Source organism: Vreelandella zhuhanensis (genome assembly GCF_009793355.1).
In the GTDB taxonomy this organism is placed as follows: Bacteria; Pseudomonadota; Gammaproteobacteria; order Pseudomonadales; family Halomonadaceae; genus Vreelandella; species Vreelandella zhuhanensis.
Genome location: NZ_WTKP01000003.1, coordinates 90170 through 114941 on the forward strand (window position 1 = coordinate 90170; position 24772 = coordinate 114941).

At 51.1% G+C, this 24772-nt stretch carries 20 protein-coding genes; 19 read left to right on the top strand and 1 reads right to left on the bottom strand.

Annotation, left to right across the window (positions count from 1 at the left end):
• Positions 1-2 precede the first annotated feature (2 nt).
• The 16 genes from GPM19_RS04720 (at position 3) to GPM19_RS04795 (ending at position 21117) form a co-directional block, all read left to right on the top strand.
• A complete protein-coding gene (locus GPM19_RS04720) occupies positions 3-2000 on the top strand; it encodes a polysaccharide biosynthesis protein (protein WP_160417740.1) in 1998 nt (665 codons plus the stop codon).
• A gap of 84 nt (positions 2001-2084) precedes the next feature.
• A complete protein-coding gene (locus GPM19_RS04725) occupies positions 2085-3281 on the top strand; it encodes a hypothetical protein (RefSeq protein WP_160417741.1) in 1197 nt (398 codons plus the stop codon).
• A 63-nt stretch (positions 3282-3344) separates the two neighbouring features.
• Positions 3345-4472, top strand: a complete 1128-nt coding sequence (locus tag GPM19_RS04730) for an NAD-dependent epimerase (protein ID WP_160417742.1) — start codon at positions 3345-3347, stop codon at positions 4470-4472.
• A gap of 50 nt (positions 4473-4522) precedes the next feature.
• Positions 4523-5902, top strand: coding sequence for a UDP-glucose dehydrogenase family protein (locus tag GPM19_RS04735; RefSeq protein WP_160417743.1), 1380 nt, complete (start codon positions 4523-4525; stop codon positions 5900-5902).
• A gap of 118 nt (positions 5903-6020) precedes the next feature.
• The gene (locus GPM19_RS04740) at positions 6021-6629 is read left to right on the top strand and encodes a sugar transferase (protein WP_160417744.1); all 609 of its coding nucleotides are present in this window, start codon (positions 6021-6023) and stop codon (positions 6627-6629) included.
• 67 nt (positions 6630-6696) lie between these two features.
• Positions 6697-8208: a hypothetical protein gene (locus tag GPM19_RS04745; RefSeq protein WP_160417745.1), complete on the top strand. Its 1512-nt coding sequence runs from the start codon at positions 6697-6699 to the stop codon at positions 8206-8208.
• 144 nt (positions 8209-8352) lie between these two features.
• Positions 8353-9267, top strand: coding sequence for a 1-aminocyclopropane-1-carboxylate deaminase/D-cysteine desulfhydrase (locus tag GPM19_RS04750; protein WP_160417746.1), 915 nt, complete (start codon positions 8353-8355; stop codon positions 9265-9267).
• A 2-nt stretch (positions 9268-9269) separates the two neighbouring features.
• Positions 9270-10856: a GNAT family N-acetyltransferase gene (locus GPM19_RS04755; protein WP_160417747.1), complete on the top strand. Its 1587-nt coding sequence runs from the start codon at positions 9270-9272 to the stop codon at positions 10854-10856.
• Positions 10857-10935: 79 nt separating this feature from the next.
• Positions 10936-12150 (top strand): DegT/DnrJ/EryC1/StrS family aminotransferase, encoded by a 1215-nt coding sequence (locus GPM19_RS04760; RefSeq protein ID WP_160417748.1) that lies wholly within the window; start codon positions 10936-10938, stop codon positions 12148-12150.
• Between the two features lie 150 nt (positions 12151-12300).
• Complete coding sequence (locus GPM19_RS04765) at positions 12301-13527, top strand: glycosyltransferase family 4 protein (RefSeq protein ID WP_160417749.1); 1227 nt, start codon at positions 12301-12303, stop codon at positions 13525-13527.
• A 118-nt stretch (positions 13528-13645) separates the two neighbouring features.
• Positions 13646-14566, top strand: a complete 921-nt coding sequence (locus GPM19_RS04770) for a glycosyltransferase family 2 protein (protein WP_160417750.1) — start codon at positions 13646-13648, stop codon at positions 14564-14566.
• 65 nt (positions 14567-14631) lie between these two features.
• Positions 14632-15531 carry a phosphoribosyltransferase gene (locus GPM19_RS04775; protein WP_160417751.1) on the top strand — a complete coding sequence of 300 codons (900 nt, stop codon included), beginning with the start codon at positions 14632-14634 and terminating at the stop codon, positions 15529-15531.
• A 167-nt stretch (positions 15532-15698) separates the two neighbouring features.
• Positions 15699-16499 (top strand): glycosyltransferase family 2 protein, encoded by an 801-nt coding sequence (locus GPM19_RS04780; protein WP_160417752.1) that lies wholly within the window; start codon positions 15699-15701, stop codon positions 16497-16499.
• A gap of 337 nt (positions 16500-16836) precedes the next feature.
• Complete coding sequence (locus GPM19_RS04785; RefSeq protein WP_160417753.1) at positions 16837-18888, top strand: acyltransferase family protein; 2052 nt, start codon at positions 16837-16839, stop codon at positions 18886-18888.
• 289 nt (positions 18889-19177) lie between these two features.
• Positions 19178-20137: a glycosyltransferase family 2 protein gene (locus GPM19_RS04790; protein ID WP_160417754.1), complete on the top strand. Its 960-nt coding sequence runs from the start codon at positions 19178-19180 to the stop codon at positions 20135-20137.
• A 53-nt stretch (positions 20138-20190) separates the two neighbouring features.
• A complete protein-coding gene (locus tag GPM19_RS04795) occupies positions 20191-21117 on the top strand; it encodes a glycosyltransferase family A protein (RefSeq protein ID WP_160417755.1) in 927 nt (308 codons plus the stop codon).
• Between the two features lie 32 nt (positions 21118-21149).
• Here the strand turns inward: GPM19_RS04795 and GPM19_RS04800 are convergent, their stop codons facing one another.
• Positions 21150-21608: a methylated-DNA--[protein]-cysteine S-methyltransferase gene (locus GPM19_RS04800; RefSeq protein ID WP_160417756.1), complete on the bottom strand. Its 459-nt coding sequence runs from the start codon at positions 21606-21608 to the stop codon at positions 21150-21152.
• A gap of 164 nt (positions 21609-21772) precedes the next feature.
• Here GPM19_RS04800 and GPM19_RS04805 point away from each other — a divergent pair, with 164 nt between their 5' ends.
• The 3 genes from GPM19_RS04805 to GPM19_RS04815 are packed head-to-tail and all read left to right on the top strand — an operon-like array spanning position 21773 to position 24688.
• A complete protein-coding gene (locus tag GPM19_RS04805) occupies positions 21773-22369 on the top strand; it encodes an exopolysaccharide biosynthesis protein (protein ID WP_160417757.1) in 597 nt (198 codons plus the stop codon).
• A gap of 58 nt (positions 22370-22427) precedes the next feature.
• Positions 22428-23615 carry a zinc-binding dehydrogenase gene (locus GPM19_RS04810; protein WP_160417758.1) on the top strand — a complete coding sequence of 396 codons (1188 nt, stop codon included), beginning with the start codon at positions 22428-22430 and terminating at the stop codon, positions 23613-23615.
• Positions 23616-23632: 17 nt separating this feature from the next.
• The gene (locus GPM19_RS04815; protein ID WP_160417994.1) at positions 23633-24688 is read left to right on the top strand and encodes a proline racemase family protein; all 1056 of its coding nucleotides are present in this window, start codon (positions 23633-23635) and stop codon (positions 24686-24688) included.
• The last annotated feature ends 84 nt before the right edge of the window (positions 24689-24772 follow it).

Sequence of the window (24772 nt, forward strand, 5' to 3'; positions counted from 1 at the left end):
ACATGGCTAGTTTAATGAAGTCGTTATCGATGACGCCGCGTTGGATAAAGCGCAGGGTGCTTGTCGTGCTGGATGGCGTGATTGTGGCGGGTAGCCTGCAGCTGGCGACCATGATTCACCTGGAAAGCCTGCAGCCGCCGAGAAATACTTCCTTGTGGATGACCATCGGCTGGTTGGTGCCGATAAGTCTCTTGTTTTTCCACTGGCTCGGGCTGTACCGCGTGGTGATTCGCTACATGAGCCATGTCACCGTCCCGACAGTCGTCATTGTCGTGGTGACATCGGCCCTGTTAGTGGCACCGGCCAGTTACTTGGCGGGACATTCCATCGGGCCATCCATCATCGTTATCTATGCGCTGCTCTTGCTGTTGGGTATCGGCAGCCTGCGTTTTCTGCTGCGCGAGCTGTATCGCCATAGCCAGCGTCGTCAGCGCAAACCTGTGGTGATCTATGGGGCCGGGGCTGCCGGTTGCGAGCTGGTTGCCGCGCTTCGCAACGGGGGCGAATACGAGCCTGTGGCTTTCGTCGATGACTGGCGGGGTCTGGAAGGCGCCATGGTCGAAGGGCTGCGGGTACATCAGCCGGTAGCACTGGCCGCTCTGGTTCAGGAACACCAGGTCGCCATGGTGCTGTTGGCTATCCCCAGTGCACCACGTTGGCGCCGCCGCGAGATATTGCACTGGCTTTCGGACCTTTCCGTGCCTCTCAAGACGATCCCCGGCAGCGCCGATGTGATCGCCGGGCGGGCCAAGATCAGCGAGCTTCGCGAGGTAGCGCTCGAAGATTTGCTCGGCCGTGAGTCAGTGCCTGCCTTTCCCGAGCTGATGGAAGCCAATATTCGCGATAAGGCAGTCATGGTGACCGGTGCCGGAGGGTCGATTGGCAGTGAGCTGTGCCGTCAGATCCTTGCTCAGAATCCCGTTCGCCTACTGCTTGTCGACAACTGCGAATTTGCGCTTTACGCCATCGAGCAGGAATTGAAACAGCATATCGAGAGCACCCAGTCGCGCTGCGAGCTGAAACCACTGCTTATCTCGGTGCAGCATTCGGGCAGCCTCAAGGCAGTATTCGAAAGCTTCGAGGTGCATACCGTCTACCATGCCGCAGCCTACAAGCATGTGCCGATGGTCGAATTTAATCTCGTACAAGGGGTAAGCAATAACGTCTTCGGTACCTTGCATCTTGCCAAGGCGGCGATGGCGGCGGGGGTGGAAACCTTCGTGGTGGTATCCACCGATAAAGCGGTTCGCCCCACCAATGCCATGGGCGCTTCCAAGCGCTTGACCGAGCTTATCTGCCAAGCCTTCGCCTATGCGCAGTCCGGCACACGTTTCTGCATGGTGCGCTTTGGCAATGTCCTGGGGTCGAGTGGCTCCGTTGTGCCGGTGTTTCGCAAGCAGATCGAGCAGGGCGGCCCCATCAAGGTGACTCACCCTGACATCACCCGTTATTTCATGACGATTCCCGAAGCCGCCCAGCTGGTTATCCAGGCTGGTGCCATGGGTGAGGGCGGTGAAGTGTTCGTGCTCGACATGGGGGAACCGGTACGCATTCACGATCTGGCAAGGAATATGGTGCGTCTTTCGGGACTGGAGGTGAAAGACGCCGAGCATCCGGAAGGGGATATAGAAATCGTCTACTCCGGCTTGCGTCCCGGGGAAAAGCTTTTCGAGGAATTGTTGATCGGCCATGACGTCAGCAAGACGCGTCACGATCGCATCATGACCTCGAAAGAGCGTTTCTGGGAATGGCCCCGGCTGGAGGCCTTTTTACAGGAACTGGAGCAGGCCTTTATCGCGACCGACCATCTGCGTATCCGCCAACTATTGCAGTCGGCACCTCTGGACTACCATCCCCTGGACGAAATAGCCGATCTGGTATGGGAAGCGCGTCAGGCAATGCTCCCTCAAACGCGACGTCAGCGCCCGGGGACAAATGCCACCTTGAGAGCGGTTGCTCGTCTCGAGCCCGTATTGAAACCAGTAACCAAGGAAGGGTGAAAAGCAATAATTTTCTCAAGAGCATTCTCAAGAGCATTCTCAAGCACTCTTTAAAGCGCTCTCTTTAGCACAAGGAGAAAAGCTATGACGAACAGACAATGGAATGACGACCAGCAAGAGTGGCTATCAGGAATTAGCATTTTACTGGTCAGAGAGCGTGGGCAGGCGTATCTGGATACCCTGCGCAGCTTACTTGATCGTTATGGTTTCAATGTGTTGTGTGACGTGCCGATCATAGAAGGACAACGGCAGGCGCTAGCCCAGCGGATTCACGATGAGGACCAGGAGCGTGATGCCTGGCCGGTGAGTGGCGGCCTGCCGGCCCAGCTGCTGATTGTGCATGATGTACATCCTGTCGCGGAAGTCACGTCTTCGAGAGACGCCCCTGGACGGATCGACAATGTGCGAGTGCTTACGGTCAAGGCAAAGATTAGAGCCAAGATCAATCAGGCAGGTACCACGCAGGAACAATGCAATCCCGTGCATTTGTCCTGCAACGCGGCTCAGGCACATGACTATCTCAAGACACTGGTACCGCAGCAGATCGATAAAATACGTGAGACAGCCCAGCGGCATAATGCGGCATTTCGGACGCCTTACCCGGTACTGGCCGACCTGAGTAAACAGCTATGCCGGGCCAAGGTAGAGTTGGTGGATTTTCACGGCACCGAGGCGATTTGCAAGACGTTTCGCCCCGGACGCGAGCGCTATCTGGAGCGTGAAGTGAAGGCCCGTGAGTTAGGTGCCTCCTTGCCTGAAGTGTCGCGACTGCTGGAAGTAGGGCCTCATTACCTGGTATTCGAGCGCTATGCCGACCGGATGGAACGCATACTATCGCCTCGGGCGCCTTTTTCTCACCATGGTTTGCTGCCTATCTGGACCATCGAGCGCGTGAGAGCCGTCATCCTGCATTATCGTCGTCTTGGTTACGAGTGCATCGACCTCAATCCACAAGATCTTATCTACGACCCTTGCCAAGGTCTCAAGATCATCGATTTCGAATTCCTGCAACCCGGCCCTGACGAGATAGAAACGTTGAAGGGCAACTATGCCTGGTATGCAGTGCCTTCCCGTTTCACGGGCGACGTACCGCTTTCCGCCCGCCAAGGCTCCTATCGTAAGCGTTGGTTTCCCTATACCGGGCTGCCTCGAACCTTATGCCTGAACGAGCTTCCACGCCCGATCCTTGCCATGGTGCGCTCAGTGGCCTTGGTGCCCTTGACGTTGGATGGCCTGAGGCGAGTGGGGTGGCGGCATATACAGCGTCTTGTCCGCCATTGAAGTAAACGCTGTCTTTGTTCCATCCCCCTAATGCCCACGATCGCCTCGTCATGGAGTGATTAAATGAAGATTCTAGTTACCGGTCATGCCGGGTTCATCGGCTTTCACACTGCCAGGCGGTTGCTGGAGCGTGGAGATAGTGTCGTCGGCTTCGATAACGTCAATGACTATTACGACCCCGCTATCAAGGAAGCGCGCCTGGAGCTTCTTGAACAGACGGCAGCCGAGACGCGAAGTGACTACCTTTCCATTCGTGCCAATCTGGCCGATCAACAGGCGGTGACGGAATGCTTCAATGAGCATCGCTTCGACCGGGTCATTCATCTGGCTGCCCAAGCCGGTGTGCGCTATTCGCTGGAAAATCCCCATAGTTATGTGGAAAGCAACTTGATTGGCTTTACCAATGTATTGGAGGCGTGCCGCTACGCTGACATCGCGCACCTGACTTACGCCAGCACCAGCAGTGTCTACGGCGCCAATACGCGAATGCCGTTTTCCGAGCATGAAGGGGCCAATCATCCGTTGCAGTTTTACGCCGCCACCAAGAAAGCCAACGAGATGATGGCCCACAGTTATAGTCATCTGTTCAGACTGCCAACCACCGGGCTGCGGTTTTTTACCGTCTATGGTCCCTGGGGTCGCCCGGACATGGCGCTTTTCAAGTTCACCAGGAACATTCTGGCCGATGAGCCCATCCAGGTCTTCAATCATGGCCGTCATACACGTGACTTCACCTACGTGGACGACATCGTGGAGGGGATCATTCGCGCCAGTGACCACATTGCGACTCCCGCTTTGGAGTGGAACAGCGACAGCCCCGATCCGGCCACCAGCAATGCACCGTTTCGCCTTTTCAACATCGGCAACAACGATCCGGTGACGATCAGCGTGTATATCGAAGCCATTGAGAAAGCCTTGGGCAAGAAGGCCATCAAGGAACTGCTGCCCCTGCAACCCGGTGACGTTCCCGATACCTATGCGGATTCAAGTGAATTGGAAAAAACGGTCGGTTACAAGCCATCCACACCGATCCTCCAAGGCGTCGCCAACTTCGTCAAATGGTATCGAGACTACTATTCGCTGGATAAACCCTCGCTAGATAAATCCTCGTTAAATAGCTGTTCGTCGAATAAAAACTCGTCGAATAAAACCACTGCCATCTTGAGTGAAACGCCTGACTCACTTAGGTGAAACATCTTTCTCTCTTCTTCTCTTCACACCAATTCTCAGCAGGAAAGCCAATGAACGTTACAGTTTTCGGAACGGGTTACGTGGGCCTGGTTCAAGGCGCCACCTTGGCGGAAGTCGGTCATCACGTGGTTTGCGTCGATGTGGATGATAATAAGGTCGTACAACTCGGACTGGGCATCATTCCCATCTATGAGCCGGGTCTGGAGTCGCTGGTAAAAGAGAACCACGCTGCCGGTCGGCTTGAATTCACTACCGATGCGGTCGCGGGGGTCAAACACGGTCAAGTTCAGTTTATCGCCGTGGGAACCCCCCCGGACGAAGACGGTAGTGCCGACCTCAAGTACGTTCTCACCGTGGCCGCCACCATCGGCGAGCACATGGAGCGCGACCAGATCATCATCAACAAATCCACCGTGCCGGTGGGCAGCGCCGACAGGGTGCGCGCCGAGATAGAAAAGGTATTGAAAAAGCGTGGCCGCAACGATATCGGCTTTGACGTGGTGTCCAACCCGGAGTTTCTCAAGGAAGGCAGCGCGGTCGCCGATTGCCAGCGGCCCGACCGTATCATCATCGGTACCGAGTGCGAGGCCACTATCGAAGCCATGCGTGAGCTTTATGCCCCCTTCAATCGTAATCACGACAAGATCATCGTGATGGATGTAAAGAGTGCCGAACTGACCAAGTACGCAGCCAACTGCATGCTGGCTACCAAGATCAGTTTCATGAATGAGATGGCGAACCTGGCTGAGCGTCTGGGGGCCGATATCGAAGCGGTGCGTCAAGGAATCGGCTCCGACCCACGCATTGGCTATCACTTCATTTATCCTGGTGTGGGCTATGGCGGTTCATGCTTCCCCAAGGACTTGCAGGCGCTTATCCACACCTCGGATGCCATCGATTTTGACGCCAAGCTACTCAAGGCAGTGGAATCGCGTAACCAAGAGCAGAAAACCACACTGTTCCAGAAAATAAGCCAGCACTTCAATGCACAGCTGAAGGATAAGACGTTTGCCATCTGGGGACTTTCGTTCAAGCCTAATACCGATGACATGCGGGATGCACCCAGCCGCGTGCTTATGGAAGCGCTTTGGGACGCAGGAGCCAAGGTGCAGGCCTATGACCCGGAGGCTATGGAAGAGGCTCAGCGCCTCTACGGCAGCCATGAGAACTTGACCCTTTGCGGCACCAAAGAAGCAGCGTTAAAGAATACCGATGCCTTGATTATCGTCACCGAGTGGCAAAACTTCCGGGCTCCTGATTTCGAACTGATCAAAACCCAGCTTTCCGAACCGACCATCTTCGATGGGCGCAATCTTTATGAACCGCGCCGAATGGTGGCGAAAGGATTCACTTACTACTCGGTAGGTAGAGCCAAACCTGTATTACCATTATCCGTTTCCTATCAACCTGTATCAGTAATAAGCGGATAAGAATACTAATAAAGTCGTAACCAATCTGCACTACTTAACTTGTTGAAAAATAAATACGTTTGTCTTCCTTTTATTACTCATAAAGTTTTATATCTTTAACCCTGATGAGAGGTGGCCCATGTTCAAGCGTCAATTTGATTTTATCGCTTCTCTGATCGGGTTGATATTACTCTCGCCGGTACTTGCTATCATGGCTTTGTTGGTCCGCTATAAGTTGGGTGCGCCTGTATTGTTTCGCCAAGTGCGGCCGGGGCTTCATGGAAAGCCCTTCAAGATGGTCAAGTTCCGCAGCATGCGCGATGCTTATAACGCTGAAGGTAAACCGCTGCCTGACTCTGAACGGATCACTCCGTTTGGTCGATTTCTACGCTCTACTAGTCTGGATGAGCTGCCGGAGCTTTGGAATGTGTTGAAGGGGGATATGAGTTTGGTGGGGCCGCGACCGTTGTTGATGGAATATATGGACTATTACACTGAGGAAGAGATGCTTCGGCATACGGTTCGGCCTGGGATTACGGGGCTGGCGCAAGTTACGGGGCGTAATGCGACCACCTGGAATGGCCGCCTTGCTTACGATGTGCAGTACGTGAAAACGCAAACGTTGTGGCTGGATATCAAGATTATCTTCAAGACCATTTGCCAGGTAATCAAGCGCGAGGGAGTGGTGGTGGTTCCTTCCGAGGTTTATCAGAAATTAAGCGATGAGCGGAGGGGCGATGATTTATAAGCCAGTTCTTATGTTTTTTATAAGCGCTTTTCATAATTCCTATTAATTTTTCGAGGCTAAATATAATATGTTTGATATTGATTTTATAAAGTCCGAAAAGTTGCCGCCTTTATCTTGGTGTATGATTTTCGAGAAAAATGGTAAAGCAGTGCTACACCATGGCAAGTTTGTTGAGATATTTGGCAATGGTTTTTTTGAAGGTGGCTGGGATGGTGACGTTAGTGATATGGGATTCGATAAATCTCATTTTTTTTTAGGGTCAGGCGGAAAATTTTTGGACGATGGCGTATTAATTTCAACTCCTGGACATGCTTTAGAGAGAATTTATTCATCAAGGTTAGAGGGTAAGCTGTATTTTTCTAATAGCTTTCCATTTATTTTGGCCTGTTCGAGACAAATTATTTGCAATGATTATTATGGTTATGAGAGTGATTTCGCTTCGATACTCAACGGTGTAAATGGATACGTAAAAGAAGTTCCAACTAAAGAAGGGAAAGTAGGAATACATTACTTAAAAAATATTAAGATTGATCGCGAGCTGAATGTTGTTGAGAAAGAGAGACCAAAGCCGCCGGCCTTCTCTAATTTCGAGCACTATAATAAAAGCTTGTCTTTATATCTTGAAAAGTTTAAATCTAATATAACGAGCTCCCAAAGAGAAAATAAATTTGATTTTTGTTCGACCATTTCAAATGGCTATGATGCAGCCGCTTGTAGTGCAAAAGCGGCTGAAGTAGGGTGCGAGATTTTATGCTCTTTTAATTCGCCCGAAAAGTATCGAGAAGATGATGGTCGTGAAATTTCAAAAGCTCTTAATTTTGGTCAAGTAGAATATCGTGACGCGAACGAATACTTGAATAGAGATGATCTAATTGAAGCTGAATTTCTATCATCAGGTGAGCTTGGTACAGGCATCGTTTTTTCAGCATTTGAAGATCTTTGGGCCGGAAAAGCTGTATTTATGGGTGAAAGAGGTGACAAGCTTTGGGACAAGAATTGGAACGATGTGAATGACGAAATGCGAGTTGCTGATGAAGTTTTCGCTGGAACTTCTATGATAGAGAATCGTCTTCGAGTTGGTTATATTTTGATACCACTCCCTCTTTTTGGCGCGCTTAGCTGGCCTAGCATTTCCAGAATTAGTAATAGTGAGGAGCTTCGCCCATTTTCAGTGGGTGGTAATTATGATCGTCCAATTCCTAGAAGAATCCTTGAAGAAAAAGGGGTTTCGAGACATTTGTTTGGCATGAAAAAGAACGGAGCTGGGTTTAACTATCGATACGACAGCGTTAGACGGCTCAAAAAAAGAATGAGCTCTGCATCAGTGAAAAGTTTCAATGACTTTATTTTGGAATATGGGAAAGGTGATCTTAATTTAAATAAAATATATATATATATTTTATTTTTTTGGAGTAATAAATATCTATACGCTAATAAAATGTTTGAGGTGTTGAAGTTCCCGAAGGTTTTTCCAAGTTCTAAGCCGACCTTGATTGGAAACCCTGGAACTCCAAATGACCTTATGCGCTGGGGAGTTTATGAAACTACCCAAAAATATCTGCTGGCTCTTGAAGGTTAAGTTTGACTTTATTTATTTTTGGCGCCTTCGCGGTAGTTGTTTTATTGCTTGAAATTCAAGAGCGGGCCTGAGTGCTTGGCGCTTATTTTCAGAAATAATAATGGTTGTGGTAATTTCCAAATTTTTTAAAGAGTTGAGTTGTATATGATTGCCACACCAACGTATCCATCACCTTTACACCAACTTAAACGTTTGTCAGGTGTCTGGGGGATTGACCTTTGGGCGAAGCGTGATGATCTTATTCCGCAGTACATTGGCGGCAATAAAGTCCGCAAAACATTTGCGATTCTTCAGTCATATATTTTAAATTTTGGGCTTCCCAAGGTAATAATCACCAATGGCGGTGCCGAATCCAACCATGCACGAGTTGTTGCATTAATGGGCGCACAGCTCGGTTGTCAGGTGCATCTTGTGCTGCATGGTCAGGAATCAGAAACGAGCACCGTGGGCAATTCGTTTTTCTATCGCAGTGCGGGGGCTATTACCCACTACGTTACTAGTCAGGAGATTGGCCCGACGATCGAACGCCTGGAACAAGGCTGTGTTGAAAAAGGACAGTCGGTTTGTGTGATTCCCGGCGGCGGGCACGCGGCGGAAGGTGTAGAGGCATACGCTGAAGCTGTAGCGGAACTACCGGTAGCACCGGATTACATCGTCCATGCATCTGGCACAGGTGGAACTCAGGCAGGCTTACTCGCAGGTGTGGAACAGCAAGGCTGGAACACGGCTGTTGTTGGTATCTCAGTTGCCCGGATGAAGCAGCGTGGCATTGAAGAGGTTGTCAAACTGTTACCCGCAGGGATTTCCGAAGAGCGAGTGGATTTCCGGGATGAATACCGGTTTGGGGGGTATGAGCAGTATGGCCCGGAGTTAATGGCGTTTGTGCAGTCTGTGATCCGGGCTGAGGGAATTCCGTTAGATCTGACATACACGGGCAAGGCAATGTTTGGTCTGGCTCAGCTTGTGGAGGCTGGGGAGATTGCGCCTGGTAGTCATGTTGTTTTTTGGCATACGGGTGGTCTTTTGAATCTTCAGTCATCCGTTTATAAGGAGATATAAGTATGAGTGCAACTCAAAGAACTACTCTTGAGGGTTCTCGTCTTGTTTTGGTACCTTTAGAAAAAAGACATTTGTCTAAAAGGGTCGAGTACATAAACGATCCAGCCGTTCAAGCGACACTGAACTTTGATTATCCGACCTCCTTAGCTAAAACAGAAGCTTGGTTTTCAAAGAATGTTCTAGCCGCTAATCGAGTTGACTTTGCGCTTGAAAGCAAGTCGGGTGATGTGATTGGCTTCGGTGGTTATGTCAATGTGGATAGGGTAGTCAAAAAAGCGGAACTCTATATTTTTATTGGAAAAGATTATTGGTCTGGTGGATACGGGCGAGAGGCCTATAAGATCATTACAAATTACGGTTTTATTGAACTTGGATTGAATCGGGTTTATGGATATCAGCTGGGAAATAATCACAAAGCCAACAATTCTGTAAAGAAAATTGGCTGGTCTGTTGAAGGTTTCCTAAAAGACGATATTTACTCTCACGGCGAACTGAAGGGGCGTTCGGTTGTAGCCATACTTCGCGATGAATGGGCCGCTAATGGAGTTTATGATGAAGTTTTAAGCAAGCAGGCCTGTAATCGCATGGTAAATGTACTTCTCGCATGCGCCGGCCGGCGCCACTACCTCGCCTCCTACTTTAATCAGGCTCTTGGCCAGACTGGACGTGTAGTGGGTACGGATATGGATTTGTCTTCCCCGGCATTGCAAGCATGCGATGCCGCCCATAAGCTCCCTGGAGTGTTTTCGGAAAATTATCTTGACGCCTTGAAAGAAGTAGTTATTAAAGAAAAAGTTGATATGGTTTTTTCTCTCAATGATCTTGAGATCGGGTTGCTGGCTGAAAATCGAGATCAGTTTGAACGGGAAACGGGGGCTACGGTTTATGTTCCACCGGTTGAGACCTATCAGATCTGTTCTGATAAGTGGCATACCTATCAGTTTGCGAGAGAACTCGGTATTGATACGCCTGAAACTTTTATTTCAATTGACAAAGCTCTGAGAGCCCTCAAGTTAGGTGAGGTAAGGTTTCCATTGATTGTAAAACCCCGGTGGGGAAGCGCCTCTATTGGCTTGTTTGTTGTGGAATCAGAAGATGATTTGGAAGCAACTTTTCAGGCATGCAAAAATGCGGTTGCCAAAAGTGCCTTGGCCTCACTGGGTACTGAGAATGCAGTAATCATTCAGGAAGTCATAGTAGGATCTGAGTTCGGCGTGGATGTTCTCTATGGAAAAAATGAGAAATTTATTGGATTTTCAGTAAAAAGAAAAACTTGCATGCGTGCCGGTGAAACGGATAAATCCGTGACTGTTTCTCCTGATCCTTTTTCGGCTATTGTCGAGAAACTTGTTTCTGTATTGCCTCATCGAGGAAATATGGATTGTGATTTCTTTGAGAGAGATGGAAGGTTTTATCTTCTTGAACTTAATCCAAGGTTCGGTGGTGGCTATCCATTTACTCACATGGCAGGCGCGAATCATGTCCAGATGTTGATTGATGATTATCAAGGTCGGGAGCTAATTCCATACAGTTACCAGCTGGGCAAGGCGTTTGCCAAGTTTGATACCTTGGTTGAGGTTTCTGTGTAGCAAAGCCGTTATTACATGTAAATTTCTATCAGCTTTATTACATGTAATTTTCTATCAAATTTATGGCTTGTAATCTCTGATGCTTAATGGACCTTTTTCCCCCTGGCCTTCCTTTACCGAAGAAGAGGCCCAGGCAGTGCAGCGTGTGCTGCTTTCCAACCAGGTGAACTACTGGACCGGCCAGGAGGGCCGCCAGTTCGAGCGCGAATTCGCGCAGTTTTCCGAAAGCGACCATGCGATTGCCGTTTCCAACGGCACCACGGCGCTGGATCTGGCGCTGAAGGGGCTGGGCATCGGTGAAGGCGAGGGTCGGGGACGCGATGAGGTGATCGTCACCTCGCGAACTTTCCTGGCCTCGGTCTCCAGTATCGTCACCGCCGGTGCGGTGCCGGTATTTGCCGATATCGACCGGGGTTCCCAGAACATCACCGCGGCCACGGTCGCCGAAAAGATCACCCCCAAGACCCGCGCGATCATTGCGGTGCATCTGGCCGGCTGGCCCTGCGAGATGGATAAGCTGATGGCGCTGGCCGAACAGCACAGTCTTTGCGTGATCGAGGATTGCGCCCAAGCCCATGGCGCCCGCTACCGCGGACGCAGCGTGGGCAGCATCGGCCACGTGGGCTGCTGGTCGTTCTGCCAGGACAAGATCATGTCCACCGGCGGTGAAGGCGGCATGGTCACCACCAATGATGAGACGCTGTGGCGGCGCATGTGGGCCTACAAGGACCACGGCAAGAGCTGGGAAGCGGTCTACGAGCGTGAGCATCCACCGGGCTTCCGCTGGCTGCACGAAAGCTTCGGCACCAACTGGCGCATGACGGAAATGCAGGCCGCCATCGGGCGCATCCAGCTTGCGCGCATGCCCGAATGGAGCGCTGTGCGTCAAGCCAATGCGCAAAACATCTGGCGAACGGCGGTCGAGTGTCCTGGCTTACGGGTGCCGGTTTTTTCTTCCGGCGAAGCATCCGGCAGCCTAAGCGAGGGCTCCGAGCATGCTGCCTATAAATGTTATGTATTCATCGAGCCGCAACGGCTTAAGCCAGGCTGGAATCGCGACCGGATTCTGGATGAGATCAACAAGCGCGGTGTGCCCTGTTTCTCGGGAGCCTGTTCCGAGGTGTATCTCGAAAAGGCCTTCGAGGACACCGGCTGGCAACCGGAAATTCGGCTGCCTGTGGCACGCGAGCTTGGTCAAACCAGCCTGATGTTCTTGTGTCATCCCACGCTTACTCGAGACGAGATCGATAAGACCTGTCAGGTGCTGAAAGACGTCATGAAGGAAAGTGCCTAGCAGCTCTCTTTTCCGTAGCGACACTTTTCCGGCCGACTGAACGCTCAAGACCATTCATATCCGGTGCATCCCCTTAGACACACACCTATTCAACGCCAGGTAAAAAGCGCAAGGCTCAGGTGCTGCCTGGTGTTCCGTCGAGGAGTTCTTATGAATCCTAAGGTTGCCACATCGAATCGCCGCTTTCTGCTGGTTTCCGGTTCAAGTAATTCCCTGGTCAATTTTCGGGGGCCGCTGGTGCAGGCACTGATCAAGGCAGGACTGGAAGTGCATGCGGCGGCTCCCGGGCTCGGTGATGCCCCAACGACTCGCCGGAAACTCGAGGCCTGGGGGGTAGTGACTCACGATATCCCCATGCAACGCACGGGCCTGAACCCCTGGCGCGATCTTGTGACGCTGCAAGCACTGTACCGCTTGATGCGCAGCATTCGCCCGGAAGCCGTTCTAGGGTACACCATCAAGCCGGTCGTCTATGGGCTATTGGCGGCTTGGCTGGCCAAGGTTCCCAAGCGTTACGCATTGATCACCGGCCTGGGATATGCTTTTGCAGGAGAGGCTCGCGGTAAGCGTGCCCTGGTGTTTCAGGTGGTGCGCAGGCTGTATGCGGCAGCCCTGAATAGGGCGGACAGGGTATTTTTTCAGAACCCCGATGATGAAGCGTTGTTTCGTGAGCTGGGAATACTTTCCAAGCGTGTGCCTTCGCAGGTTCTCAATGGCTCAGGGGTGGACATGACCCATTTCGCGGTGGCTCCCTTGCCGGAAGGCCCACCGCGTTTCTTGCTGATCGCTCGTTTGCTGGGCGACAAGGGTGTGCGTCAGTACGCAAGCGCTGCACGACGCATCAAGCAGCAGCACCCTGAAATGGTGTTTCAGCTGGCCGGTGGCGTCGACAGCAATCCTGACAGCATTACCCAGGATGAGCTGGATACCTGGGTGGAGGAAGGCACCATCGCACAGTTGGGTTGGCTGAGCGACGTGCGCCCAGCAATTGCCGACTGCAGTGTCTATGTGCTGCCCAGCTATTACCGGGAAGGCACACCACGCTCGGTATTGGAAGCTATGGCCATGGGACGTGCGGTGATCACCACCGATGCCCCCGGCTGCCGTGAAACCGTTATTGAAGGCGATAACGGCTACTTGATACCGGTAAAAGACGTCGATGCACTTGTCGAGGCCATGCAGCATTTCATCGATCATCCCGCTCTGGTGCAAACCATGGGGCGGCGCTCCCACGAGATTGCTCAAGACAGGTACGACGTCCATAAGGTCAATGCAGTGATGCTGGAAGCGATGGGAATAGAGAGCCCGGCCTTTAACGACACCCTGCAAGACCCACTCAAACAGCCCACTCTCAGTGCGGCCTCGCGTGCTTCATGAAACTGCTCTGTGCCATTTAGCGTGCTTGCCAAGCTGATGTAGCAAACCATGCATTACGCCCCTCGACATTATTGTCCTTATAACATTGTCCTTATAACAATAAAGGAAACCTACTGATATGGCTTTTTTTTCGGTGGTCATGCCGGTCTATAACAAGGTGACGACCTTATCTGATTCTTTGGAATGTGTGTATCGCCAGACATTCCGGGACTTTGAAGTGATCGCCGTGGACGACGGTTCCACCGATGGTTCCCTTGACGTATTGCGTGAGCACGAACAGGCCGGCTTATTGAAGCTTTTTCAGCGTAGTCCGCCGACACCGGGAGGCTACGCCGCGCGCAATTTCGGTGCCGGTAAATCCTCCGCAGAGTGGCTGGTGTTCTTCGATGCCGATGGCATTCTGCTATTCGATCACTTGTCGTGCTTCGCCGATGCCATCGCTCATTACCCGGATATCGAACTATTCATCAACGCCTATCAGAAGATGGAAGGTCAGCGACGCTTGCCGCGTATCGAAGGGGTCCCCGTTAACCGGCTGAATCGCCTGGAAGCCCTGACCGCCTTTGCGCGTTTTGACTTCATTCATATGAACGGTGCCTGTATCCGACGCGAGCGGTTTTTGGCGTTGGATGGCTTTCCAGCCGGTCGTTACCGCCGCGGAGGCGATGTGTATTTCTGGTTAAAGGCGCTGTGCGAGCTGGAGGCGATTCACTACAACGCCACTATTACCAGCTTGTGCCTGCTTGAACACAGTGATGTCACTCGCGACAAGCGCAATCTTATCGATTTACATCCCGGGATTGATCTTTTGAAAGACTACGATTCGCAATTACCGCGCGATGAACGCCGACAGTTGCGCCTGGCGATCAATCGTAAGGTGCTTTCCTGGGCGGTGGAGAAAAAACAGCTCGGCCAGTCAGTGCGCCTGGACCTGGAGGCATTAAAGCTTGGAGAGATGAATATGCGGCTATGGTTGCACGCCATTTCATTGTTGGTGCCCCAACCTTATTACAATCGGCTGCGTAGCCGCATCAAATGAACCTGAGCGGGGTTCGGGATAACTATTGCTAAATACATTTGGTGTGAGATCACGGAGAAATTTCGATGCATATCTGGTTCAAATCATACGGCGATCTCGGCAGGGACATTACAAAGAATTTCGGGAAATTTTCCGGTGACTGGGACTTGGTCGTCGGTATCCCCAGAAGTGGAATGGTGCCCGCTTACATGATTGCACTTGCACTGAATGTGAATTGCACGGATATCTCATCCTGGGTGAACAACTATCCATTGAAAAGAGGGATTACCCGAGGACTGAGGAAAGAATTGAGCTTTCCTTGGGAGGCGAAAAAAGTCCTTATTGTGGATGATAGTATAATGACTGGTAAATCGATGAAAAGTGAAATCGATGCACTTCCCGGCTGGTTAGCGTCTCGTGCATCGACCCTAGCTGTCTACTCAAGCAAACCGATCAGGAATGATGTGGACATAATTCTTGATTTTCTTCCCCATCCAAGAGCTTTCGAATGGAACATTTTCCATCATAATGTCATAAATAGATCCTGTATTTGCCTCGAGGGAATGATCAACCAAGGTGAGCCTGACGGCGATAAAGTTGCCATGCGCTTTCGTTATATCCCCTCGAGAGTCATTGATACAATCGTTACTTGCCAGAAAGAATCAAACCGCCATGAGGTGGAAACCTGTCTGGCGAGCGACGGAATTTCATATCGAAATCTCGTCATGGTCAATAACGATACCAATGTCATGGCAATGGATTCTCTTGTCAGATTCAAGGTCGAGACGTTTATGGCTTCAGCGGCGGAGTTGTTTATCGAGGAGAACTCTGACCAGGCAAGGCTTATTTGTCAGGAAGCAAGGAAGCCTGTTTTCTGCTTGACTGATAATTGCATATATAATCCAAACGATGAGCTTGGGACACGTTTAATAAAGAATAAGGTAAAGTTCTTGATGTGGAAAATAGTCAATATCAAGATGCGATAGCAGAGAATATTCCCATATTGTGGTCTGGACAGGGAGGCGCCCAAGCATGGTGCCAAGAACCTAATGGATTACGATAGAACCTTCCTGTTCATGGCTGCTATTTTGTTTGATTTAGTCACCATGGGACTTTTCATCGGTAAGCTTGTTTGACGCCATGGAGGTGGCTGATGGATCAGATTAAAATCTCTGCCATAATGACTGTCAAGAATGGCTCCAGATACTTGGAGTCCAGCCTTTCTTCAGTTTTCTCTCAGACCTATCCCCCACAAGAAGTCGTTGTGGTCAACGATGGGTCCGATGATGATACTTGGGAAGTGCTCAAGAAGTTACGTCGTACGGCTCCAATTCCGGTTCAACTAGTGAATACGCAAGGTATCGGGCGCTCGAGGGCGCTGAACCTCGCTGTCAGCCATGCTCGACACCGGTGGTTGGCCAATATTGATGCTGACGACAAATGGCTACCCGAGAAATTGGAACAGCAGGCGGTTGCTGCCAGTCTGTTTCCAGATGCGGAACTGGTCGTCACGGCGACCCAGATTGTTTATGGGGAAGGGGAAGGAGAGTTGGATGCCAAGGGGGCGTTCTCAGTCACACCAATGGGGCGTGACAGATTTTATGTTCATAATCCGATAAACCACAGCTCTGTCCTGTTTACTCGGCGATTCCTTGATCAGGTTGGGGGCTATGATGAAGCATTGGTCCGGCAGGTCGATATCGACCTGTGGATTCGTGCCCTCAGGAAAGGTTATATATTCTACCGAGTGGATATGCCGCTAACTATCAAGCGACTTCACGATGGTCAGAGCTATGAAGTTGGAAATCGTTTGGGATATACATTTAATTCCTTCAAGATCAGTTTGAAAAAGCTATGGCAACTAAAGGCTCCTTTCTATTACTTCCCTATTCCTTTTGTAAGATTCGTTTATAATAATATTCCAAGGAGCATTCGGCATCGCTTGCTAAGATAGCTATGCTTGAAAAATATAACCACTTTTAAACGGCTAACTTTTTTAATTTATATTAGTATCTCTGGTAAAAGGCGGGGAATAACCATGAATTAAAAATCGCTATAGCGATTTGAGCGAAGACATCGCTGCGTCCTTGTTTCGTGTTCAGAGGAAAGGTTACGACCTGGTCATTGGTATTCCCCTTAGTGGCATGCAGGGGCTCGTGCCAGGTGAGCGTCATGATTCCTCTTGGCCGGTCATTTAATCTTTATTTTTAAACCAGAAACGGACGTTCCTCCCATGGCTGAATGCATGGTGGATTTCAGATTTTAAAGTGTTCTGATAAAAGGTTCATGTAATGAAACTATTTTATAGGCCAGAAGTCGATGGGCTCAGGGCAGTCGCCGTGATTCCAGTAGTTCTCTATCATGCAGGGTTCGATTTTTTCAATGGTGGTTATGTCGGGGTCGATGTCTTCTTCGTCATCAGCGGATATCTGATCACCAATATCATCTACAACGAAATGGTCGGCGGAAATTTCTCGCTTATCCGTTTCTACGAAAGGCGAGCAAGGCGAATATTACCGGCACTCTTCTTCATTACCATGATTTGCCTTCCCTTCGCCTGGATGTGGATGCTGCCGAATGACTTCAAGGAGTTGAGCCAGAGTATCATGGCCGTCAATGCCTTCGTATCGAATATCTTCTTCTGGCAGCAGATCGATTATTTTGCCGGACCGGCAGAACTGAAGCCGCTACTGCATACCTGGAGCCTGGCTGTCGAGGAGCAGTTCTATGTCTTCTTCCCGCTATTTCTCCTCTTCGTCAGGCGGTTGAGGAAAGAGCACTTCTTCCTGACCTTGTTGCTGGTATCCATTCTCAGCCTTGGCCTGGCGGAATGGGGATCCCGGACGCACCCGTCGGCTAATTTTTACTTGCTTCCCACTCGTGCCTGGGAGCTATTGGCCGGGGCGATGATCGCCATCGCCTTGCATGGTCGCGAGCTAAGATTCAGGAGTGCCTTCCGCGACCTGGGGGCTTTCGCGGGCTTGGCGATGATCCTCTATTCGGTGGTGATGTTCGATGATGACACCCCTTTTCCCAGCTTGTGGACGCTGATTCCTGTCATGGGGACGAGCCTGGTGATCCTATTTTCCCGGAACGATACGTGGTCGGGCAGGTGGCTTGGCTGGAAGCCGATCGTGGGTATCGGCTTGATGAGCTATAGCATTTACCTGTGGCATCAGCCGGTGTTCGTGTTCGCCAGGGAAAAGAGTCTTGTGGCGCTGTCGAGCAATGATTACCTGATGCTGTGTGTTCTGACCCTGGTGTTATCCTATTTTTCCTGGCGTTTCGTTGAAAAACCTTTCAGGAACAAGGCATTCATTGGCCGCAACCAGGTCTTCGCCGGAGCGGCAGGGGTGTCAGTTCTGCTGATCGGTCTCGGGCTTTATGGGGCTGTGTCGCAGGGGGTTCCGGGGAGACTGGATCCACGTGCGGTGCAACTCGCCGAGATGGTTGATGACCGGGATCCCAGGGTCCGTGAGTGCCAGGTGCTTCCGGGGCACTATGTTTCCCCGGAATCCTCATGTGTTTTCAATGGCGAGAAACCGCGCCTATTGGCGCTCTGGGGGGATAGTCAGGCGGGTACGCTCGTGAAGAACCTGGAACGAAGGCTGGAGACCCAGGGGCATGGCATCAAGCAGCTGGTGCATACCAACTGCTTGCCGATCGTGGGTTACAGAAGGAGTGATGGCATGGATGGGTGCACGCGATACAACGAAGAAGCCATCGATTTCCTGATCGATCACGAGGAAATCGAGATCGTTGTGATGGCGGCACGCTACCCTCTCCAGTTCGAGGGCAAGAGGTTCGACAATCGCGAGGGGGGGGTAGAAGCTGGCCATGAGCTGTATGCGATACCCTTGAAGAACTCCATGGGTGACGACGACAGGGTAGAGATCATGGGGCAGCTGATGCGTGACACCGTGCGCTCACTCCTTGAGGCGGGAAAGAAAGTGATGCTTGTCTATCCGATTCCCGAAGTGGGCTGGAATGTGCCGATTCACCTTGCCAAGGAAGTTATGTACGGCATCGAGAGGACAGAACCACTGAGCACGAGTCATGACGTTTTTGTCGAAAGGGTGGCATCGACCTACCATCACTTCGACCAGTTGGAGGATCACAAGAACCTCGTAAGAGTCAAGCCGGAGTCGGTGTTCTGCAATACTTTCATTCCTGACCGCTGCACTGCGGAGCTTGATGGAAAGCTGCTTTATTACGACAGTTTTCACTTGAATAATCTCGGTTCCAAGATCCTCGTTGGCCATTTGTTGAACGAGATGGCCGTGGCGGGTTGGGTAGACTCCAATAATGAATTACTGATTGCGAAGAAAAAGTATGCGGACTGACTTCCGGTTAGAAACTGCGTATCTGTCTGTCACCGAGTGACTGAATGAGCTCGCCTCTGGCGGGTTAACTCAGTTTCATAGTTGCCTGGCTGAATGTATCCATCGGCTTCGTTCGATCGTAAGGCCTCAGAAACATGCCTACGCATTCCGGAGCGATAGCGTATCTGGAATCATTTTAGAGAAAGACTCGACTTGACCCTTGATATCCGAGCGTGCCGAGACCCTGTTTTGATGTGGTACTCGACAAACGGCTGAGTTCTTTCAAGGACACATTTTGGCAGGAGGCGCTATGAGCAAGGTGATCGCGGTGGTACTCACCTACAATCGGCAGGATTTGCTCCAACAATGTCTAGGTGCCATTTATTCACAAACACGCTCTTGTGATCAGGTGATTGTCGTTGACAATGCCAGTAATGATGATACACAAAAGATGCTGAGTGAATTGGACTATCCTAATCTTAAGGTGTATTTGCTTTCGAATAATGTAGGTGCCGCTGGTGGGTTCAATGCCGGGTTTCGTATTGCTTATCAGGAAGGTGCCGATTTTGTCTGGATGATGGATGATGATGTTATTCCGGAGCCGCGTGCCTTGCAAAGGCTGACTGAGGCAGACAGTACACTCGATAAGAATGGCATTGATAGAGCATATCTGATTTCCACTGCTTTCACGGAAAATGGTTATGTGACCAACTCACCGTCCATTGACAAAACAAAGAATCACATTGGTTACCAGGATTGGCCAAAGTTTGCTCAATATGGTGTGGTCGCCGTCGATCGCGCAACTTTTGTATCTATTCTTGTCCCTCGCAGTACCTTGGAAAAGTATGGTTTGCCTATTTCCGCCATGTTTATCTGGGGTGAAGATACCGAGTATACATTAAGAATAACGAAAGATGTTCCCGGGTTTGTTGTCGGTGCCAGCAGGGTGATGCATTTACGACAAGAGAAAGGGGTGCTGAATATAATTTCTGAAAGCAGTGACGCACGCCTTAAATATCATAGATACTTGATAAGGAATAGAATATTTGTCACCAGGAAGTATCGCACTACTCATAAGCTACTAATGATCATGGGTTTAGATTTGTTTATGATATTCAAGCTTTTGCGCAGGGGGCAGTTAAAGAAAGCCAGTATCGTTACAATAGGGTTAGTCGAAGGTTTCTTTTTTTCACCTGCTGTTGAATACATGAATTATCCGGTTGACAGTCAATGTGTGCCATTAAGGATTTATCAGTGTGGGCCTTCCTGAAATATTACCAGTTTTTTCCAAGATCAATTTAATCGGATGAATAAGGTGGGTTCATGAATTTATTTTCGGTGATAGTGCCAGTACATAACAAGGTTTCAACTTTGATGGACTCGCTTGCGTGTCTATATAATCAGACCTTGAAAAATTTTGAGATCATTGTAGTTGATGATGCATCAACGGATGGATCTCTTCAGCTCTTGTTGCAAGAGGAGCGCAAGGGAAGACTGCGATTATATCAGCGAGACAAACCGGGACCTGGCGGCTATGCTGCGCGGAATTATGGTGCACAGCAGGCAACATCCAAGTGGTTGGTTTTTTTTGATGCCGATGATTTGCTTGTTTACGATCATCTTTCGAGGTTTGCTGACGCCATTTCGGACAACCCATCCACTGAGCTTTTTGTCAACGCCTTTCAGAAGATGAAGGGAGATAGATTAGTCCCACGAAGGGACTCCTTGAAAAGCGGTGTCCTGAGTCGTCAGGAAGCTCTAGCTGCGTTTTCTCGCTCTGATTTTATTCACATGAACGGTGCATGCATACGTCGTGATAGGTTCATCGACCTGGGAGGGTTTCCTGTTGGGCGATATCAGCGTGCCGGAGATGTATATTTTTGGTTGAAAGCGATATGCAACCTCAAGATGGTTCACTATGACCCCACAGTTACGAGTATGTGGTTGCTTCATAATAGCGGTGTTGTAAGCAACAAGAGCAATGTGATTCATATTCATCCTTGCTTCGATTTGAAGAAGGAGTGTGAGGTTGGTCTGTCTTGGCTTGAAAGGCATTATTTAAGGGCTGCAATAAATCGTAAGATACTTGCTTGGGCAGTGGAGAAGAAGAGAGTTGGGAGGCCAATTAAGAAGGATATGTGTTCATTAATGCTATTAAGTATGCGTCCTCACCAGTGGATGACATTGGCGTCTCTGACAATACCTCAGCCCTACTATGGAAGACTGCGGGATAGGGTGCTTGGGTTATAAAGTTCAAGTGTTTGGTCGGCGCAAGTTCATCATTATGCTTCATGGTGAAGCAACCACTGTTTGCGAGGGAGCCCACCTGCATAACCGGTCAAGCTCCCGTTGCCACCAATAACTCGATGACAAGGGACGACGATCACAATGGGATTGCGGCTATTTGCCATGCCGACGGCGCGAGCTGCGGTGGGCTGCTGCAGGCGTGCGGCAATCGCTGAATAACTGCAGGTAGTGCCATAGGGAATGGCACTCAGCTGCGCCCATACCCGCTGTTGAAAAGGCGTGCCGGCAGCCGCCAAGGGGATGTCGAAGTGTTGACGTCTCCCGGTGAAATATTCTTCCAGTTGTGTCTTGCAGCGTTCGAGTAATGGGTGGCTGCGAACGGGTTCAAGCTCATTCTCTACATAATCGATATGGGTGATGCCTTGGTCGGTGGCGCGCAGTTGCAGCAGACCGATAGGCGATTCACACGGGAGAGAGAAGTAATCAATGTACATGACGGCGGCTCCAGAATAGGCAGGTAGGGGCAGTCGTCAATGTAGCGCTATCTTCCAGACTCGTACATGATGCGATGCATGTGGCAATGAAATGAGGTCACTGAGATTTCCAGCAGAGCCTGGCTTATGCAAACTGAACTTATTCAGGCAGGGAGGAGCCGTTGATGGATAGCCCGAACGAACCCGCTGATTTGGAGCAGATGCTGGATCGTTTCAGTCAAGCCGAGGGAAACCAGGATAAAACAGTCAGGGTTAGAGATGTGGTTTCCTCGATAGGCCGTAGGTCGTTCGGCCCGCTCCTGCTGTTTCCCGGGATTATTACCCTATTGCCTGTGGTGGGCGATATACCAGGCGTGCCTACCGTGATGGCAGCGGTGGTATTTATCGTGGCGGGCCAATTGATTTTGGGACGGCGTTATTTCTGGCTACCGAATTGGCTGCTGGACCGTTTCGTTGAAAAGCAGAAATTCCACAAGGCAATCAAGTGGATGCGGCCGCCGGCAAAGTTTCTTGATCGCTTTCTTCGGCCTCGCTTGACAGTTTTCACTAAAGGAATAGGTACTTATGCGATTGCCATTGCCTGCATTCTCATCGCGCTGGCGATGCCGCCGATGGAAGTGGTACCGTTTACGGCCAATGGCGCGGGGTTAGCGCTTACCTTGTTTGGCCTATCGCTGATGGCGAGGGACGGTCTGCTTGCGTTGCTGGCTTTCGCTTTCATGGCAGTGACATTGGGTTTCATCTTTTATTACTTCCTATAATTTTTTCACCCAGGCCATGCTTGGCAAAAAATTTGCGCCCAACGCGAGGAGAAATTCCATGAAGCCCGATAGCTCTCTGGAGAACGATTCATTGGAAATACCCACCCGCATGGCGGCAATGCTGCTGACTGGGCATGGTGGCATCGACAAGCTCAAGTACCGTGAAGATGTCCCGACGCCCGCCCCTGAAAAAGGCGAGGTGCTGGTACGCGTCACGGCGACGGCGAAAAACAACACCGACCGCAAGGCGCGTGAAGGGCTTTATCCCACCAAGGATAAAGGCGAAGTGACGTCCTTTCAGATGGGCGGTTCCGCGACGCTCACCTTCCCGCGAATTCAAGGGGCTGATGTGGTCGGGCATGTAGTGGCGGTCGGCGAAGATGTCGATATCGCGCGTATCGGTGAGCGGGGGCTTCTCGACTTCAACCTCTACCCTGACGAGCGACGCGACATCAACCTGGTTCCGGATTACTACGGCCATGGTGCCGATGGCGGCTTTGCCGAATATATCGCCGTGCCCTCGGATCAATTCCATCGCGTGGATAACCCGGAGCTGGCCGATGCCGAGCTCGCCGCCATGGGAATGTGTTCCTACCAGACCGCCCTGCATATGCTCAATGCAGCAGGTGTAAAGGCGGGTGAGCGCGTCTTGGTGACCGGGGCCAGCGGTGGGGTAGGCACGGCCTTGATACAGTTATGCCGGGTGATGGGCGCGATTCCTTACGCCTTGAGCCAGCAGGAAAAGGCCGAAGCACTGCTGGCCTTGGGTGCGCAGGCTGTCATCGACCGTTCGGACATGGCCAATTTCACCGATAAGGTTCGCGCGCTGACCGATGGCCGACCCCTCGATGCGGTAATGGATCTGGTCGGCGGCGAAATGACCGACCGTTTCATCGATGCCATGATATTCGACATGAAGCAGCGCACGACTTACCCTCGCCTGAGTATTGCCGGGGCGAGCGGAAGTAATGTCAGCGAGATATTGTGGACCCGAATTTACCTCTATCAAGTGCAGATTTTCGGGGTTTCCCACGGTACCCGTGAAGAGGCCGAACAACTGGTGGCCTGGATTCGTAGTGGCCAGTTGAAGCCGGTGCTGCATGCCGCGTTCAAGCTTTCCGAACTCCATGAAGCCGAAACCTACTTCGTCAATCGTGGCAATGATTACCTTGGCAAGATCGTGATTGTTCCCGATGCTCAATGGCAAACCCGGGGTGCCCCTTTCGCGCTGGAGACCAGGCAATGAAGGCAGAAGACAACGTGATGCGCAACGAGCTGATCCTCCAGGTGATGGAAACCCATGCCGGCGGCGATGTCAGCCGTATCGTCACCGGGGGTATCGACCCTCTGCCCGGCGCCACGGTGCGCGAACAGATGGAATACCTGCGCGATGACGCCGATGGCCTGCGCAAATTATTACTCAATGAGCCCTACGGGCTTCCCGAGATGTCGGTGGACCTGATCGTTCCCGCCACGCATCCGGATGCCCAGGCGGGCTATATCATCATGGAAGTGATGGGATATCCGATCTACTCCGGTTCCAATACCATCTGTACCGCTACGGCCTTGCTGGAAAGTGGCATGATTGCAAAACAGGAAGGCAACCAGCAGTTCATGCTGGAATCCCCGGCCGGCCTGGTACATATCGAAGCGCATGTCGAAAACGGGGTGGTCGAGACCATCACCTGTGGCGGCTTGCCCAGTTACATTGATACCTATCAGACCACCATTCACGTGCCCTCGATTGGTGAGGTGACCTATAGCATCGCCTACAGCGGCGGGTTCTACGCCATGGTGGATGCCACCCAGCTGGGTTTCTCCCTGATCCGGGAAGAAGAGCATCGCCTGGCGAAGTGTGCCCATGCAATCGTCGAAGCGATTCAGGCCAGAAGCGGGTTTTCCCACTACACCTTAGGTGATGTCGGTCCCTTGCCGTTTCTGCATTTCATGGGGCCGCTTGCACAAGTGGGACAAGGCTTTTATCGCTCACGTTCAGCCACTTACGTTCACCCGGGGGTGATCTGTCGCAGTACCACGGGCACCGGTACTTCAGCACGCCTGGCCTTGATGAACTATCAAGGGCTGATTCAACCGGGGGACAAGCTTGAAACCGTGTCCCTGAGGGATACCGGTTTTATCGGGGAATTTGTGGCCGTGCACGAAGAAAACAGCCATGCCGTGGTAGAAAATACCATTACCGGTAAAAGCCATGTACTGGCGCGCTCGGAAATTCGCGTCAACTTCGAAGATCCCATGGTGCGAGAATGCAATAGTCTCCACCATATTCTCAGCAGCCGACACAAGGATACGCCAGGCTAGGCCTGAAAGAGCCGGCAGCGAGCCACCTGAAAACGCCCGATATGCTTAACCGCTATCGGGCGTTTTGCTGTTCAAGACCCACAA